Origin of the sequence: Paraburkholderia lebeckiae (assembly GCF_050436225.1) — a bacterium.
Classification (GTDB): Bacteria; Pseudomonadota; Gammaproteobacteria; order Burkholderiales; family Burkholderiaceae; genus Paraburkholderia; species Paraburkholderia tuberum.
On sequence record NZ_JBNDLU010000002.1, the window covers coordinates 2,894,866 to 2,910,751 of the forward strand.

14 protein-coding genes are annotated in these 15,886 nt (G+C 63.8%); 6 read left to right on the forward strand and 8 right to left on the reverse strand.

Annotation, left to right across the window (positions count from 1 at the left end; translation table 11 throughout):
* Positions 1 to 113: 113 nt before the first annotated feature.
* From mctP to OKW45_RS27980, 3 genes are all read right to left on the reverse strand, one after another.
* The gene (mctP, locus tag OKW45_RS27970; RefSeq protein ID WP_090803629.1) at positions 114 to 1,664 is read right to left on the reverse strand and encodes a monocarboxylate uptake permease MctP; all 1,551 of its coding nucleotides are present in this window, start codon (positions 1,662 to 1,664) and stop codon (positions 114 to 116) included.
* Entirely contained in the window at positions 1,661 to 1,903 is a 243-nt protein-coding gene (locus OKW45_RS27975) for a DUF3311 domain-containing protein (RefSeq protein ID WP_018419880.1), read from the reverse strand. Before OKW45_RS27975 ends, mctP begins: the two co-directional genes overlap by 4 nt.
* A gap of 341 nt (positions 1,904 to 2,244) precedes the next feature.
* On the reverse strand, positions 2,245 to 3,180 hold the full coding sequence (locus OKW45_RS27980) for a class I SAM-dependent methyltransferase (RefSeq protein ID WP_429472345.1): 936 nt from the start codon (positions 3,178 to 3,180) through the stop codon (positions 2,245 to 2,247).
* A 426-nt stretch (positions 3,181 to 3,606) separates the two neighbouring features.
* On the opposite strand from OKW45_RS27980, the gene OKW45_RS27985 reads away from it, so the two are divergent.
* The 3 genes from OKW45_RS27985 (at position 3,607) to OKW45_RS27995 (ending at position 6,420) form a co-directional block, all read left to right on the forward strand.
* Entirely contained in the window at positions 3,607 to 4,857 is a 1,251-nt protein-coding gene (locus OKW45_RS27985) for a Crp/Fnr family transcriptional regulator (protein ID WP_429472347.1), read from the forward strand.
* Between the two features lie 64 nt (positions 4,858 to 4,921).
* Positions 4,922 to 5,686, forward strand: coding sequence for a flagellar motor protein (locus OKW45_RS27990; protein WP_429472348.1), 765 nt, complete (start codon positions 4,922 to 4,924; stop codon positions 5,684 to 5,686).
* Between the two features lie 44 nt (positions 5,687 to 5,730).
* The gene (locus OKW45_RS27995) at positions 5,731 to 6,420 is read left to right on the forward strand and encodes an OmpA family protein (RefSeq protein ID WP_018419876.1); all 690 of its coding nucleotides are present in this window, start codon (positions 5,731 to 5,733) and stop codon (positions 6,418 to 6,420) included.
* 90 nt (positions 6,421 to 6,510) lie between these two features.
* Here OKW45_RS27995 and OKW45_RS28000 read toward each other — a convergent pair whose 3' ends face one another.
* A complete protein-coding gene (locus OKW45_RS28000; protein WP_429472350.1) occupies positions 6,511 to 8,751 on the reverse strand; it encodes an NADP-dependent isocitrate dehydrogenase in 2,241 nt (746 codons plus the stop codon).
* Between the two features lie 413 nt (positions 8,752 to 9,164).
* Here OKW45_RS28000 and OKW45_RS28005 point away from each other — a divergent pair, with 413 nt between their 5' ends.
* From OKW45_RS28005 to OKW45_RS28015, 3 genes are all read left to right on the forward strand, one after another.
* Positions 9,165 to 9,992, forward strand: a complete 828-nt coding sequence (locus tag OKW45_RS28005; protein WP_429472352.1) for an AraC family transcriptional regulator — start codon at positions 9,165 to 9,167, stop codon at positions 9,990 to 9,992.
* Positions 9,993 to 10,073: 81 nt separating this feature from the next.
* Complete coding sequence (locus OKW45_RS28010) at positions 10,074 to 10,475, forward strand: cupin domain-containing protein (RefSeq protein ID WP_429472354.1); 402 nt, start codon at positions 10,074 to 10,076, stop codon at positions 10,473 to 10,475.
* Complete coding sequence (locus tag OKW45_RS28015; protein ID WP_018419872.1) at positions 10,466 to 10,960, forward strand: GNAT family N-acetyltransferase; 495 nt, start codon at positions 10,466 to 10,468, stop codon at positions 10,958 to 10,960. The genes OKW45_RS28010 and OKW45_RS28015 overlap by 10 nt, the downstream gene beginning before the upstream one ends.
* 25 nt (positions 10,961 to 10,985) lie before the next feature.
* Here the strand turns inward: OKW45_RS28015 and OKW45_RS28020 are convergent, their stop codons facing one another.
* The 4 genes from OKW45_RS28020 to OKW45_RS28035 form a co-directional block, all read right to left on the reverse strand.
* Positions 10,986 to 11,477 (reverse strand): DNA-deoxyinosine glycosylase, encoded by a 492-nt coding sequence (locus OKW45_RS28020; protein ID WP_429472356.1) that lies wholly within the window; start codon positions 11,475 to 11,477, stop codon positions 10,986 to 10,988.
* On the reverse strand, positions 11,477 to 12,193 hold the full coding sequence (locus tag OKW45_RS28025) for a chorismate--pyruvate lyase family protein (protein WP_018419870.1): 717 nt from the start codon (positions 12,191 to 12,193) through the stop codon (positions 11,477 to 11,479). The genes OKW45_RS28020 and OKW45_RS28025 overlap by 1 nt, the downstream gene beginning before the upstream one ends.
* Positions 12,194 to 12,380: 187 nt before the next feature.
* Positions 12,381 to 14,279, reverse strand: coding sequence for a molecular chaperone HtpG (htpG, locus tag OKW45_RS28030; RefSeq protein WP_429472358.1), 1,899 nt, complete (start codon positions 14,277 to 14,279; stop codon positions 12,381 to 12,383).
* Between the two features lie 135 nt (positions 14,280 to 14,414).
* Positions 14,415 to 15,872 (reverse strand): aminotransferase-like domain-containing protein, encoded by a 1,458-nt coding sequence (locus tag OKW45_RS28035; RefSeq protein WP_429472360.1) that lies wholly within the window; start codon positions 15,870 to 15,872, stop codon positions 14,415 to 14,417.
* Positions 15,873 to 15,886 lie beyond the last annotated feature (14 nt).

Consider the following 15,886-nt stretch of genomic DNA (forward strand, 5'->3'; position numbering starts at 1 on the left):
ACGCGTGAAAGGACGGTTCCGCTATCCTGCCCTGGAGTGCCCCGCAAACACAAACGCCCGCCAACTTCCGTCGGCGGGCGTTGCGTGTTTCAGAACGTGATTTGCGGCTGGAATCAGCCTTCGACGATGTCCAGGTAGTCCTCCGGATGCGTACGGTCCTCGGCGCGCTGCATGCCCACCGCGCGCACGATCAGGCTCACGACGACCGACACCACGAGGTTCACGACCAGCGACCACACGGCCGCATAGCCCGGAATCGCCATGCCGAACAGATGGATCGTGAAGATCGAGCTCGCGAGATTCAACGAAATCGCCATCCACGTGCCGGTCGCGATACCTGCCGCCCAGCCGAGCAACAGACCCCGGTAGTCGAGCACGCGCGTGTAGAGACCCAGCACGATCGCCGGCAGCGTCTGAATGATCCAGATCCCGCCGAGCAGTTGCAACTGGATCGCGTACGTGAGCGGCAGACCGAGAATGAACGCCACCGCGCCGACCTTGACGATCAGCGACACCAGCTTCGCGACGTTGGTCTCCTGCTCGTGCGTCATGTTGCGGTTGACGAACTCCTTGTGCACGTTGCGCGTATACAGATTCGCCGCCGCGATCGACATGATCGCCGCCGGCACCAGCGCGCCGATACCGATCGCCGCGAACGCGACGCCGACGAACCACGACGGGAAGAAGTGCAGGAACAGCGCCGGCACTGCGAAGTTCGGGCCGAAGGCCTTGAAGTACGGCGCGAACTCCGGCATGTCCTTCACGCCGGCCGCGAGCGCCATGAAGCCGAGTAGCGCGAGCAGGCCGAGCACCAGCGAATACGCCGGCAGCAACGCCATGTTGCGGCGGATCGTGTTGCCCGACTTCGACGACAGCACCGCGGTGATCGAGTGCGGATACAGGAACAGCGCGAGCGCCGAACCCACCGCGAGCGTCGCGTACGCGCTATAGCCGTTCAGGCTCGACACGTCCGGCGACTTCAGCAGCAGCTTGGCCGGCGGGACCGCGCCGAAGATATGGCCGAAGCCGCCCAGCTGCGGCGGAATCACGATGATCGCGGCGAAGATCGTCACGTAGATCAGGATGTCCTTGACGACCGCGATCATGGCCGGCGCGCGCAGGCCCGACGTGTACGTGTAGGCCGCGAGGATCGCGAATGCGATGATCAGCGGCAGATCGCCGACGAAGCCGGTCGTGTCGAAACCGAGCGCGCCGATCACCACTTCGATACCGACCAGTTGCAGCGCGATGTACGGCATCGTCGCGACGATGCCGGTCACCGCGACGGCGAGCGCGAGCATGCGGCTGCCGTAGCGGGCCGACACGAAGTCCGCCGAGGTCACGTAGCCGTGCCGCTTCGCGACGCTCCACAGCTTCGGGAACACGACGAACGCGAACGGATAGATCAGGATCGTGTACGGCAGCGCGAAGAAGCCCGTTGCGCCCGCACCGAACACGAGCGCCGGCACCGCGATGAACGTGTAGGCGGTGTACAGGTCGCCGCCGAGCAGGAACCACGTGACGATCGTGCCGAAGCGCCGGCCGCCGAGACCCCACTCTTCGATATGCGCGAGATCGCCGCGCCGCCAGTGGGCCGCGACGAAGCCGAGAATCGTGACGCCGATGAAAAACAGAACGAAGACGAAGGTTGCAATGGGGTTCATCGTTGCGCGCCCCCGTTCGTGCGACCCGTATAGCGGGACTTGGTCTTCGAATAGACGAACGCGGTGATCACCGCGCTGATCAGCACCCACAGCAGCTGATACCAGTAGAAGAACGGGAAATCGAACAGCTGCGGCTCGATCCGGTTGTAGGACGGCACCCAGATCATCGCGATCCACGGTAGCAGCAATAGCCACAGCCAGTGCTTGCTGGCTTTCTTCACGTCGGCATCGTGAGCCATGACGTCTCCTGTTTCCTATTTAGAATTTATCTGCCCGCGGTCGACGGGAGGTGGGACTCAGCGGGTGGTCGTCCCGCGGTCAGCCACGGGCTCCCCGAAAGCTTCGAAAGAGTATAGGAGTGGCGAACGCCCGGTCAAGCAGGGACGACCCGAGTCGCGTCGGCGTCCAGCAACGCGACGAAGCGCCAACGATGCAGGCTGGATGACGTTGCAGCGCAGACGTGACAAAAATACCGGAAGCAAAGCGGCCGTGCCGACCGATACGCCCGCACGGCCGCTTCATTCTCTGTGCGCTGATCAGAGCTCAGCGCTCAGCGCTCAGCGAAGTGGGATGGCGTCGCTCAGATCGCAAACGATGCGCCCGTCTGCCCCGTCGATTCGCGCAGGCCCTTGATCCATTTGCGCGCCGGCAAGCCGAGCTCGGCTTCGATCAGCTTCGCGCGCGCCTCTATCGCGGTGAACGGCACGTCGAGGGCGGGGCCCGAGAACGCGATCGCGATACGGTTGCCGTCGTGCACTTCGGGCAGCGCGACGACGCGACCGTCGAAGGCTTCGTTCAGACGCTTCATGTTGCGCACGAAGCTCGGATGATCGCCGAACAGATTCACCGTGACGATGCCCGCGTCGGTCAGACACGCACGTGCCGCACGGTAAAAGCCGACGCTGTCGAGCACTGGGCCGCGCGCGGTCGCGTCGTAGACGTCGATCTGCAGCGCGCCGATGGTGCCGTGGTTCGCGCTCTCGTTGACGAAGTCCCACGCGTCGGTTTCATGCACGCTCAGACGCGCGTCGTCGGGCGGCAGTTCGAACATCGTGCGCGCGGCCACGACGACCGCCGGATTCAGTTCGACGGCCTCGACCTTCGCGCTCTTCAGGAAGCGGTGCGCGAACTTGGTCAGCGACGCGGCGCCGAGCCCGAGCTGCACGATGCGCTTCGGCGTTTCGAGGAATAGCAGCCAGGCCATCATCTGCTGCGCGTATTCGAGTTCGATGTGATCGGGCTTGCGCAGACGCATCGCGCCTTGCACCCATTCCGTGCCGAAATGCAGGTAGCGCACGCCGCCCTCTTCGGAGAACGTCACCGGTGCGAAGCGCGGCTTGCGCGGCGCTTCGATTTGCGGCGCGTCGTGTGCGTCGTGCTCGACGGTGCCGCTCGCGTTGCGCGTGGACTTGGGCGCCTTTTTGTGGGCCATTTTCTGTTTACCGCCGATGGCTTGGGCGTCGCGGTCACGGAAAGCGCGCGCCTCGGCCGAAGCGCGCTTGATCAGATTCGTCATGTAGGGATGTCGCGCAACAGGCGCAATATTTTTGGTCGAACGAGAGCATAGCATTCGCTGCGACTCGCTCATTAAATCAACCGCTCACAAACTGCTTTCAACGAACTCACAACACGCCCACGACGAAGCCGAATTTGGTTCGGCATCCTCGAAGAACCAAAAATTTTTGCGACCGCCGGGTCGCGACCAACCTGCGCCATTACGCCACGCGCAAACGATTCACGTGGCGCTTTATCGCCGTTTTCCGTCACCAGCCGCAGCTTGCAGCGCATTTCCTGCCGGTGCGGCCCTCTCCCGCCGGTTAAAGAGTCCCCTGCCCAATGTCGTAAACGGGCGTACGAGGAATGACTGTCGACGCAATGCGATGCATCGCATCGCATGGGTCGCACGGCCGCCACTACAAATCAGCGCTGCAGGGGAATTACTTTGAATCGTCAACAGTCCTGGACGCGCACAGCAGCGCCCGGCGAGATCATCTATTCCGAGGGCTACTCGGGTGAGCCTGTGGTCTTTCTGATCACGGAAGGCAAGGTCGAACTTTCCACTCGCTGCGACGACAAGAAGGTCGTCGTCGCGACGCTGGGCCGTGGCGAATTCTTCGGCGAGGCCGCGTTGCTCGCTGCCGAGCCACGCAGCAACACGGCGAAGGCGCTGACCTTCTGTCAACTGACCGTCGTGCCGGCCGGCATGCTCGACGACGAGATCGAGCGCGTGTCGCCGTTACTGCGTCATATCACGCGCACGCTGATTCGTCGCGTAAAGCGCAAGGACGATCTGCTTGCGACCTACACCCACGCCGACTTTCTGCCGGGCGTACTGTCGTACGCGCACGTGCTGACGCTGATGTCGAACGGCGAACGGCGCGATGGGAACGACAGCTGGGGACGCCGGCCGCTGCAATCGCATGCCGAGGAGATCTCGGTGCCGCTCGTCGAAGTGATCAAGAAGTGTCGCGCGATTGCCGGCCATTCGCGTCCGCACGTGATGGCGATGCTCAAGCGGATGGAGAAGCTCAACCTCGTTACGATCGAGGCCGCGCAGCCCGGACAGCTGACTAACGCGTCGACCGAATACTCGGCGTATGACGGCGCGGCCGCGCGCCAGGTCGTCACGTTCGACGCCGCGCGCATCGTCGATCGCGCGCAGCAGGTCGCGGACGGCGACCTCGATATCGCGGTGAACAGCGAACTCGAGCTGATTGAGCTGACCGATCTGGAAGCGTTGATCGGTGTCGACAAGACGCTGATTCTGAACAAGTTGTCGCACGGCGAAATCGCCGACGAAGTGTTCGCGTTCCGCAAGTCGAAGGTACTGACCTATGTCGAGCAGCAAGGCGTCGCCTATTTCTCGCGACGCAATACGCACCAGAGCGGCGCGCTGAATTCGCTCGACGATCTCGCCTTCGTCGACCAGCGCACGCTGTTCGAAGCCGTCAGCGGCTTCGATACGTACGATCTCGCGAAGCTGCTCGCCAGCGTCGACGGGCAGCCAGTGGCCGAGCGCCTGCTGGCGGTGATGACCGAAGTGCGTCGCAACGAAGTGTCGTGGGTGATGCGGCGCGATATCAAGATCGATGCGATCGAAGTCGGCGGCATCGAGCAACGGTTGCTCGACGCGGTGAAGACACTGAAGGCACCGTCGGCGCCTCGCGCGGCGCTGCAGGACGCCGCGCGCTAACCGGTTTGACGGCGCGCTGTCGCTCACGCGCGCAGCGTGAGCGCGGCGCCGAGCGAGGAAAAGCATGGATCTGTTGACGTTGTTTGGTGTGCTGTTCGGTGGAGCGGCAATCGTTTTTGGCTTCGCGCTCGAAGGCGGGCATTTTCCGACGCTGTTCCAGTACGAGGCGTTCGTCATCGTGCTCGGCGGCACGTTCGGCGCTGTGATGATCCAGAACACGTGGGCGCGCTTTTTCGATGCGCTGAAGCTGCTCGGTCTCGCGTTCACGCGCGCGCGACGGGTCGACCAGAACAGCCTCTCCGACCTCCTCGAATGGGGCGACCAGGCGAAGCTCAACGGTCTGCTGGCGTTCGAATCGATGGACGTCAGCGGCATTCATCCGTTCGCCAGACGCGGGCTCGAACTGCTCGCGAACGGCGTGTCGACCGCCGTGCTCGAAGATGCGCTGCAGCGCGAACTCGATGCGTACGCGCGCAACCACATGGCGGCGGCGCGCGTGTGGCAGCAGGCGGGCGGCTACGCGCCGACGTTCGGCATCCTCGGCTCGGTGCTCGGGCTGATCCAGGTCACCAATCACATTCTCGACCCGGCGCAACTCGGCTCAGGGATCGCGACGGCGTTCGTCGCGACGCTGTACGGTCTCGCGTTCGCGAATCTGGTGTTTCTGCCGCTGTACGGCAAGCTGCAGGCGCAGGTCGACAGCGAGGTGCGGTTTCGCCGCCTCTATCTCGACGGGCTGCTCGCGATTTCACGCAAGGAGTCGCCGCATACGATCGCAACGCGCCTGACGGGCGAGGTGCGCGGGCGCGCGGCGGAGTCGCTGGCCTGAGCCTGCCATCGAGCGCGTTCTCATTGGAAACGGATCAATCACCTATGCAAACGACGGCTGGTGGCAAGGGCGCGCCAGGCGGCGCGGACGATCATCGCGCCGAACAGGGCGGCGAAGGCACCGAGGGCGGCCGCTGGCTGATCTCGTACGCGGACCTCGTCACGACGATGATGGTGCTGTTCCTCGCGCTGTATGTGTTGCAGTTGGCGAAATCGAAGCAACTCGAACTCAGGTATCAGACGCTGGAAACGAAAACGTCGCAGCAGAGCGCGCCCGCGCCATCAGGCGGCACGCAACAGGAGGCGCGCAAGCAGTTGAGCGCATGGCTCGATGCGCTGCGCGAGAAAGGGCTGATCACTGTGACCGATCTGCCGCACGGCGTCGAAATCGGCGTCAACGCGAAGATCCTGTTCAACGCCGGCGACGCGCGGCTGCTGCCCGATTCGTTCGATGTACTCAATCAGATCGCGCAGGGACTGCAAAAGGATGCGACGGGGAATGTGCTCGTCGAGGGGCATACCGACAGTGTGCCGATCTCGACCGCGAAGTATGCGTCCAACTGGGAGCTGTCGTCGGCTCGCGCGGGCGCAGTGGTCAGGTATCTGGTCGAGCGCGGGATCGAGCCGCATCGGTTGGCCGCGATCGGACGGGCGGACAATTTTCCGCTGGTCGCCGGCAATGACACGGCGGCAAGAGCGGCCAACCGGCGGGTCGCGATCGTCGTGCAGTATTGAACGCGTTCGCCGGTAGCATTGGCCGCCCTTCCCTGCTACGAGCCGCCCGCCGGCGGCTCGTCTTCACATCACCTCACTTCACGCATCACGTCATTCGACGCATACCGCCCCAAGCGCCTCGTTCAGCGTGCGGCTCGGCCGCATCACCTCTTCGAGCTTGTTGAAGTCCGGCTTGTAATAGCCGCCGATGTCCGCCGGCGCGCCCTGCACCGACGCGAGCTCCGCCACGATCACCTGCTCGTTGGCGGTCAGCTGCGTCGCGAGCGGCGCGAACTGCGCGGCGAGCGCGGCGTCGTCCGTTTGCGCGGCCAGCTCCTGCGCCCAGTACATCGCCAGATAAAACTGGCTGCCGCGATTGTCGAGCTCGCCCGTCCTCGGGCTCGGACTGCGGTTGTTGTCGAGCAACTTGCCGGTCGCGGTGTCGAGCGTCTTCGCGAGGATCTTCGCCCGGTTGTTGCCGGTCTTGATGCCCAGTTCTTCGAGCGACGCCGCGAGCGCGAGGAACTCGCCGAGCGAGTCCCAACGCAGATGGTTCTCTTCGACGAGCTGCTTCACGTGCTTCGGCGCCGAACCACCCGCGCCGGTCTCGTACATGCCGCCGCCCGCCATCAACGGGACGATCGACAGCATCTTCGCGCTCGTGCCCAGCTCCATGATCGGGAACAGGTCGGTCAGATAATCGCGCAGGATGTTGCCGGTGACCGAGATCGTATCGAGCCCGCGCACGACGCGCTCGAGCGTGTAACGCATCGCGCGCACCTGCGACATGATCTGGATGTCGAGGCCGGTGGTGTCGTAATCCTTCAGGTAGGCCTCGACTTTCTTGATCAGCTCCGCTTCGTGCGGGCGATACGGGTCGAGCCAGAACACCGCGGGCGTGCGCGAATTGCGCACGCGCGTGACCGCGAGCTTGACCCAGTCGCGGATCGCCGCGTCCTTCACCTCGCACATGCGCCAGATGTCGCCCTGCTCGACGTTCTGCGTGAGCAGCACCTCGCCGCTGGCTAGATCGACGATGCGCGCCTCGCCGTCCTCCGGCACTTCGAAGGTCTTGTCGTGCGAGCCGTATTCTTCCGCCTTCTGCGCCATCAGGCCGACGTTCGGCACGGTGCCCATCGTGACCGGATCGAACGCGCCGTTGGTCTTGCAGAAGTTGATGATCTCCTGGTAGATGCGCGCGAACGTGCTCTCCGGAATCACCGCCTTGGTGTCTTTTGGCCGACCGTCGGCGCCATACATCTTGCCGCCAAGCCGGATCATCGCCGGCATCGACGCGTCGACGATCACGTCGTTCGGCGCATGCAGGTTCGAGATGCCCTTCGCCGAATCGACCATCGCCAGTTCCGGACGATGTTCGTGGCACGCGTGCAGGTCGCGGATCACCTCCTCGCGCTGCGATTCCGGCAGCGTCTGGAGCTTCTCGTACAGATTGACGAGGCCGTTGTTGACGTTCACGCCGAGCTCGTCGAACAGCTTGCCGTGCTTCGCGAACGCGTCCTTGTAGAACACCTTCACCGCGTGGCCGAAGACGATCGGGTGCGAGATCTTCATCATCGTCGCCTTCACGTGCAGCGAGAGCATCATGCCGGTCTTGCGCGCATCTTCCATCTGGTCTTCATAGAACTCTAGGAGCGCCTTCCTGCTCATGAACATGCTGTCGATGATCTCGCCGTCCTGCAGCGCGACCTTCGGCTTCAGCACGATCGTCTTGCCGTTCTTCGTGACCAGTTCCATCTTCACGTCGCGCGCGCGATCGAGCGTCATCGATTTTTCGCCGTGATAGAAGTCGCCGTGCCGCATGTGCGCGACGTGCGTGCGCGACGCCATGCTCCATTCGGCCATGCTGTGCGGATGCTTGCGGGCGTAGTTCTTCACCGCGGCCGGCGCGCGACGGTCCGAGTTGCCCTCGCGCAGCACCGGGTTCACCGCGCTGCCGAGACACTTCGAGTAGCGCTGACGGATCGCCTCCTGTTCGTCGGTCTTCGGATCTTCCGGATAGTCGGGCACCCTGTAGCCCTTCGCCTGCAGTTCCCTGATCGCGCTCGTCAGTTGCGGCACCGATGCGCTGATGTTGGGCAGCTTGATGATGTTGGTGTCGGGTAACGAGGTGAGGCGACCGAGTTCCGCGAGGTTGTCGGGCACCCGCTGCGCTTCGGTCAGAAACTCGGGGAACTCACCGAGGATGCGGCCCGCGACCGAGATGTCGCTGGTCTCGACCTCGATGCCGGCCGGCCTGGTGAAGGTCCGGATGATCGGCAGGAACGCGGCCGTCGCAAGCAGCGGGGCCTCGTCGGTGAGGGTGTAGATGATGGTCGGTTGCTGGGTCGTCATTGCTAGGCTCTGGGCGGGCGGTTGAGAGGCATCTCGCACGTGATAAGGGCAGGATGCGCAAACGTCGATCAGGAAAACGACAACGCTAGGACACAAACGCTGTGCGTGGCGGATGGCGATGCGGAGCCCTGGAACGCCAAAGCGGAACGATTAAGCGAACACGGCGGACTGCGTCGCGCAGCGGGTCGCACGTTTGGATTCTGCCTCATTTTCGGGCTGCGAGGAGAATTTGGAATGTGAACAACGGGAGCACACATGGACACGGCAGAGCAAATGACGATCGCGGCTGACTGGATACGCGAAGCCGGCGTCAGTCGCGCCATCGTGCATGCCAGGCGTGCGAACATTCGCACCGCTACAATCCTCCGATATCGATGTTCCCGCAGATCTGCCAAACCAAGCCGGAGCGTGTGATGGACGGCGATACCCGGAAAGCCCAATCCGACTGGATTTCCCGTTCGGAATCCACCCGCGGAATCGAACGCATCGAAGCCTTTTTCCACGGCAACGCGTACTCGATGCATCGGCACGACACCTATGCGATCGGCCTGACCCTCGCCGGCGTCCAATGCTTCCATTACAGGCGCGGTTTGCGCACCAGCCTGCCCGGACAGACCATGGTCCTGCATCCCGACGAAGTGCACGACGGTCAGGCCGGCACGAACGAGGGATTTCGTTATCAGATGATTTACGTGCAGCCCGCCGCGATCCAGGAAGTCCTTGGCGGCCGCCCCCTGCCGTTCGTCGAAGGCGGCGTCACGACCGATCCGCGCCTCTTCGAAGCCACGAAGACAGCGCTGCGCCAGATGCGTGGCGACGCGGAGCCGCTCGAACGTGACGACGCGCTCGCCGGTCTCGCGCTTGCGCTGGATAACGCCTCGGGCGCGCGGCAGACGCGCAGGTCCGCGGATTTCGCGGCAGCGCAGCGAGCACGGGAATATCTGCACGCATCGTGCACGCACACCGTCACGCTCGATGAACTTGCCGTCGTCAGCGGGCAGGACCGCTGGAGCCTCTCGCGCGATTTCCGAACTTTTTACGGCACCAGCCCCTATCACTACCTGGTCATGCGCCGGCTCGAAGCCGCGCGCGCGATGATGCTGCGCGGCGTTTCCCTCGTGGACGCGGCGGCAGCAGCCGGCTTCGCCGACCAGAGCCACATGACCCGACATTTTCGCCACGCATACGGAATCCCTCCCGCACGTTGGCTCGCGATGACGAGCGATCGGCGCGCCGGCTAACGCAAGCTTGCACGATCGTTCAAGACACTCGCCGGCGGCGGGACTATGCTCTGTTCCAGGTATCACCCGAATGGAGCCACCATGCACAGCGATTCCGAGCCGACACCCGAGCAACGCGGCCAATACAAGACCATCAATCTGCTCGACAAGATCAGTCAGATCGACGACCACTGGCAGCCGCGCGTCGTGGCTGAAATGAATGACTATCAGTTCAAGGTCGTAAAGATAGCCGGCGATTTCGTCTGGCATCGGCATGCCGATACCGACGAGACGTTCATCGTCCTCGCAGGCCGGTTGCGCATCGACTTCCGCGACCGCTCGATCGAACTGTTTCCCGGAGAAATGGCGGTGGTACCAAGGGGAGTCGAGCACAAGCCGTATGCCGAGTCAGAGGTGAAGCTGCTGCTCATCGAACCGCGCGGCGTCGTCAATACCGGCGATACGACCAACGAAAGAACCGCCGAAAACGACGTATGGATCTGAGAGCCGCCATGCAAACGCCGCGGCCGATCGTTCGCGAAGCCGTTTTTCCCGCCGACACGCACAACCTCGTCGCCGTGATCCGCGAGTATGTCCGCTGGCTGGATATGGATCTGTCGTACCGTGGATTCGATGCAGAAATGGACGCGTTCGAACACGTTTATACGCTGCCATCCGGCATGTTCTTCGTCGCCGACGCCGGCGGCGAGCTCGCCGGTTGCGCGGGGCTGCTTCGTCATACGGCAGACACTGCGGAAATCAAACGGCTCTATGTTCGTGAAGCATTCAGAGGCTTGTCGCTTGGCGAAACGCTGGTCACATCGGTGATCGGGAAAGCGAAGACATTGGGATTCTCGACGCTGGTTCTCGACACGGTTCCGCAAACCGGTTTTGCACAGCGCATCTACGAGCGGTTAGGGTTCGTCGAAACCGCGCCCTACTACGAGAATCCAGTCGAAGGCACACGGTTTCTTGCACTCGATCTATGACCGCGAATGGCATCCTGTCGGTCGATCAGACGCAGGTTAGCCGTCGCCATATGTCGAGCTTTTGAGCGTATGAAACCGAGGCATGGGCGGGACTGCTCGATGGCAAACGGACAAGCCGATATTGCTCTGCCAGCTCGCCCAACGCTTTCATCCCGATTTTGGCCGCCGTCCCCCCGTTGAACGCGATGGTAGCCAGTTTCGGCAGCGTATCGATGAGAGCAATCAGATCGTTGCTGGCATGGTCGCGAATCCGGCTATCCAGGCTTCCTGCTCGACGAGCCTCGGCAACGACATCCCACAGTCCGATATGGTGTTCGAGCAACGTCTCAAGACGCGTCGAATAGGCCATACCGACCAGATCCCGTTCTATCGCTTCACCGACCAGTAACCAGAATTTGTTCTGCGGGTGTGCGTAGTATTGGCCGTGAGCCAACGACACCTCGCCCGGCAAGCTACCGAGGATCAAGACCCGCGTATCAGCATCGACGACAGGCGCAAAGCAACGCTTGAACGACATCAGCGGCTCCGCTCGTCGGCGCTGCGCGGCACGCTGTGCGCACGCGACGCGGTGTGATCGAGCGGACGACCGTGCTCGCGCACCCGCGCGTGCGCGATATGCGCCGCACCGGTGCCTGACGCGGCAGCGTGCGCGCGAGCGGCCGCGTCCAACGCACGCAAATGCTCCCACAGTGCCGGCAACATGCATTCGGTCACCATCAAAGGCGCGCCATGCCGCTCGAATACCGAGCGACGCGCCACCAGCGCATGCGGCGCATGCCGATCGCCGCCGTCGATTTCATGCGCGGCCAACCGATACAACGGATGCCGCTGCCCCACCCTGCGGCTCACCAGCGACGAACGCGCGACGCTGCTATCGCTATACAGCAACTCCGCGAGCGGCCGGGTGCGCAGCCGGCGCGTCGCCTGCCAGACGCCGACGCTCGCGGCACGCGGCGTCACGCTATGCGCGGCGACGAACGGCACGTCATCGACCGACAGCACCACTTCGCGCACCCACACCGGCGCGCGCGGCGCGAGTCCAAGCGCGGCGGCTTCGTCGGGCCACGGCAGCGCGACGGCTTCGCGAGTCACGCGCACCGCGACCGCGCCGAGCGCGCGCAGGTGCGCGGTCAGTGAACCGCCGCGGGTCAGCCAGTCTTTCTGGGCGGCGCTGAAAGTGGCCAAAGGCGCGACGCGCCAGTGGGCGCCGGTGGGATCGAAACGGATAGGCATGGTGTCGGATTATAGCGGCGTGCTCCGAGGGCAATTTTTCGCGGCGACGACCGCGGCGATCATGCGCCCTCCTTCAGCCAGGGAGCCGACGCAAACCAGAAGGCAAAAAAAATGCGCTGCCGAAGCAGCGCATTTCTCAACTACCGGGCGTCAATCCAGCAACGACATCAACGCTTTCGGCTCACGCTCAACCCGCGCGCGACAGCAACAACGCATTGGTCCGCTTCACGAAGCTCGCCGGATCTTCCAGCGCGCCGCCTTCGGCGAGCAGTGCCTGATCGAACAGCAGATGGCACCAGTCGTCGAAATTCGCGCTATCGGCATGCAGGCCCTTCACGAGGGCGTGCTCCGGATTCACTTCGAGAATCGGATGGAACTCGGGCGCCTGCTGGCCCGCGGCCTTCAGCATGCGCTGCAGGTAGCCGCTCATTTCGCCGTCATCGGCAACGAGGCACGACGGCGAGTCGGTCAGGCGGAACGTCAGACGCACGTCCTTCGCCTTGTCCTTCAACGCTTCCTTCATCTTCTCGACGAGCGGCTTGAACGCTTCGCCGATCTTCTCCTGCGCCTCTTTTTCCTCGTCGTTCAGCGCGCCGAGATCGAGGTCGCCGCGCGCAACGCTTTGCAGCGGCTTGCCGTCGAATTCGTTGAGGAACGACAGCATCCATTCATCGACGCGATCGGTCAGCAACAGCACCTCGACGCCCTTCTTGCGGAACACTTCGAGATGCGGGCTGTTCGACGCGGCCTGCCACGTGTCGGCGGTCACGTAATAGATCTTCGTCTGCTCGGGCTTCATGCGAGCGACGTAGTCGGCCAGCGACACGGTCTGCTCGGCCGTGCCCGTATGCGTCGTCGCAAAGCGCACGAGCTTCGCGACGCGCTCGCGATTGGCGAAGTCCTCGCCGATGCCCTCCTTCAGCACCTGGCCGAATTCCTTCCAGAAGCCGGCGTACTTTTCCTTATCGGCGTCGTTGTCCGCGTTGGCCAGTTCTTCCAGCATCGACAGCGCGCGCTTGGTCACGCCTTCGCGGATCGCCTTCACGTCGCGGCTTTCCTGCAGGATTTCGCGCGACACGTTGAGCGGCAGATCGGCCGAATCGACCACACCCTTCACGAAGCGCAGGTACGTGGGCAGCAATTGCTCGGCGTCGTCCATGATGAACACGCGCTTCACGTACAGCTTCAGGCCGCCGCGCTGCTCGCGGTTCCACAGGTCGAACGGCGCGTGCGCCGGCACGTACAGCAGTTGCGTGTATTCGCTGCGGCCTTCGACGCGGTTGTGCGTCCACGTCAGCGGATCTTGATGATCGTGCGAGATGTGCTGGTAGAACTGCTTGTACTGATCGTCGGTGATGTCGTTCTTCGAACGGGTCCACAGCGCGCTCGCCTGGTTGACGGTCTCGTCCTCGTCCTTCGTGACCATCTCGCTCTTTTCCGCGTCCCACTCTTCCTTCTTCATCAGGATCGGCAGCGCGACGTGGTCCGAGTACTTCTGGATGATCGACTTCAGCCGATACGACGACAGCAGTTCGTCCTCATCGGCACGCAGATGCAGCGTGATGGTCGTGCCGCGCGCGGCGCGCTCGATCGTCTCGACCGCGAAATCGCCTTCGCCCGCGCTTTCCCACCGCACGCCTTCGGAGGCCGGCAAACCGGCGCGGCGCGTCTCGACGGTGATCTTGTCCGCGACGATGAAGCCCGAATAGAAGCCCACGCCAAACTGGCCGATCAGCGCCGCGTCCTTCTGCTGGTCGCCCGACAGCTTGCCGAAGAATTCCTTGGTGCCCGAACGCGCGATCGTGCCGAGGTGCGCGATCGTCTCGTCGCGGCTCATGCCGATGCCGTTGTCGTCGATCGTGACGGTGCGCGCGGCCTTGTCGTACGACACGCGAATTCGCAGGTTCGAATCGTTCTCGTACAGCGCGCTGTTTTCGATCGCCTCGAAGCGCAGCTTGTCGGCCGCGTCGGACGCGTTCGAAATCAGCTCGCGCAGAAAGATTTCCTTGTTGCTGTACAGCGAATGGATCATCAGTTGCAGAAGTTGCTTCACTTCTGCCTGAAAGCTCATGGTTTCTTGTGCCATGGTCGGACTTCCTCTCTGTTGCGAATGGGGGATGAGCGGCGGCCGAAGCGGATTCCAAACCGCGGTTCGGGCCCGCCGTGCCGGAGCGCCGGACCGCCGGATCGTCCGCGCAAATGGGGACGCTCCGGCGCGGTTTCAAGAGGCGCGACGCGCGACGCCGTCGAGATAACGGCTTAGGAACGCCGGTAATTCAGGATCGCCGCAATTGGCGATATTGAAGCGCATCCACGTGCTCGGCGACTGCTGCGGCGAAAACAGCCCGCCCGGCGTCAGCAGATAGCCGGCTTCGTGCCCGGCCGCGGCGAGCCCGCCTGCGTCCACGCCGGTGTCGGCCCACAGGAACATCCCGGCCGTCGGCGTCAGGAACAGCTTCATGCCGGTCTTCTCGATCATCCGCACGGCCTTCTCGCGCACGCCGTCGAGCCGTGCGCGAATGCGCTCGACGTGCCGCCGGTAGTGGCCCTCGGTCAGGATCTTGTAGATCACGCGCTCGTTCAACTCCGGGCTCGTCATGCCGACCAGCATCTTCTGATTGGCGACCACCATCGCGACCTCTGCCGCGCATGCGATGAAACCGACGCGCAGATTCGGCGCAAGCGTCTTCGAGAAACTGCCAAGGTAGATCACGCGCTTTAGCTGGTCGAGGCTCGCGAGCCGCGTACCCGCGTAGCTGGGCGGGCACAGGTCGCCGTAGATGTCGTCCTCGACGACGATGAAGTCGTACGCCTCGGCAAGCCGCAGGATTCGGAACGCCTGCGCGGCGCTCAGCGAGGTGCCGGTCGGGTTCTGCAGCACCGAGTTGATCACCAGCATTTTGGGGCGCCATTCCTGGACCAGCGCTTCGAGCGCGTCGAGATCGGGGCCGTCCGGCCTGTACGGCATGCCGACGAGCCGCGCGCCCTGCGACGCGAAGCAGCCGAACATCTGGAACCACGCCGGATCGCCGACGATCACCGCATCGCCCGGCTTCACGTAGATGCGCGAAATGAGGTCGATCGCCTGGGTGATGCCCGACACCATCACGATCTGCTCGGGCGACGCGCCGATCTCCAGCTCCTCGAGCCGCGTCTGCAACTGCTGACGCAGCGGCAGGAAACCTTGCGCGGTGCCGATGCCGAGCATCTGCATGCCGCTTTGCCGGCCGAGCGTGCGCAGCGCGTTGGTGATCAGGTCGCCGTCGAGCCAGCGGGCCGGCAGATAGCCGAGGCCCGGACTGCGCTCGGGCCGCGCGCCGGTGTGCAGCATGTTGCGCAGCAGCCAGACGACGTCGATATTGGCCGGCGCGGGCAGCGGCTCGGCGCGCGGGCGCAGCTCGGAGACCGTCGCCGCGCCGCCCTGGCGCTCGCGCACATAGAAGCCGGACCCCCGCCGCGACTCCAGAAAACCCTGCGCGACGAGCCGCTCGTACGCTTCGACCACCGTGAAGCGCGACACGCCCTTGTCGAGCGCGAGCTTGCGGATCGACGGCATGCGCATGCCGGGGCGGAACACGCGCTCCTCGATGCGGCGCTGCGCCCATTGGACGAGCTGTTCGACCAGCGTCAGCGACGCTGTGTCGTGCGGGGCAGGAATCTGGGTAAGCGGGACGGACATGACGGACTCCAACT

What these genes read in the sequence shown, in the direction of transcription:
- mctP (WP_090803629.1), bottom strand. Translation starts at nt 1,664, where the DNA reads ATGAACCCCATTGCAACCTTCGTCTTCGTTCTGTTTTTCATCGGCGTC.
- OKW45_RS27975 (WP_018419880.1), bottom strand. Translation starts at nt 1,903, where the DNA reads ATGGCTCACGATGCCGACGTGAAGAAAGCCAGCAAGCACTGGCTGTGG.
- OKW45_RS27980 (WP_429472345.1), bottom strand. Translation starts at nt 3,180, where the DNA reads ATGACGAATCTGATCAAGCGCGCTTCGGCCGAGGCGCGCGCTTTCCGT.
- OKW45_RS27990 (WP_429472348.1), top strand. Translation starts at nt 4,922, where the DNA reads ATGGATCTGTTGACGTTGTTTGGTGTGCTGTTCGGTGGAGCGGCAATC.
- OKW45_RS27995 (WP_018419876.1), top strand. Translation starts at nt 5,731, where the DNA reads ATGCAAACGACGGCTGGTGGCAAGGGCGCGCCAGGCGGCGCGGACGAT.
- OKW45_RS28000 (WP_429472350.1), bottom strand. Translation starts at nt 8,751, where the DNA reads ATGACGACCCAGCAACCGACCATCATCTACACCCTCACCGACGAGGCC.
- OKW45_RS28005 (WP_429472352.1), top strand. Translation starts at nt 9,165, where the DNA reads ATGGACGGCGATACCCGGAAAGCCCAATCCGACTGGATTTCCCGTTCG.
- OKW45_RS28010 (WP_429472354.1), top strand. Translation starts at nt 10,074, where the DNA reads ATGCACAGCGATTCCGAGCCGACACCCGAGCAACGCGGCCAATACAAG.
- OKW45_RS28015 (WP_018419872.1), top strand. Translation starts at nt 10,466, where the DNA reads ATGGATCTGAGAGCCGCCATGCAAACGCCGCGGCCGATCGTTCGCGAA.
- OKW45_RS28020 (WP_429472356.1), bottom strand. Translation starts at nt 11,477, where the DNA reads ATGTCGTTCAAGCGTTGCTTTGCGCCTGTCGTCGATGCTGATACGCGG.
- OKW45_RS28025 (WP_018419870.1), bottom strand. Translation starts at nt 12,193, where the DNA reads ATGCCTATCCGTTTCGATCCCACCGGCGCCCACTGGCGCGTCGCGCCT.
- htpG (WP_429472358.1), bottom strand. Translation starts at nt 14,279, where the DNA reads ATGGCACAAGAAACCATGAGCTTTCAGGCAGAAGTGAAGCAACTTCTG.
- OKW45_RS28035 (WP_429472360.1), bottom strand. Translation starts at nt 15,872, where the DNA reads ATGTCCGTCCCGCTTACCCAGATTCCTGCCCCGCACGACACAGCGTCG.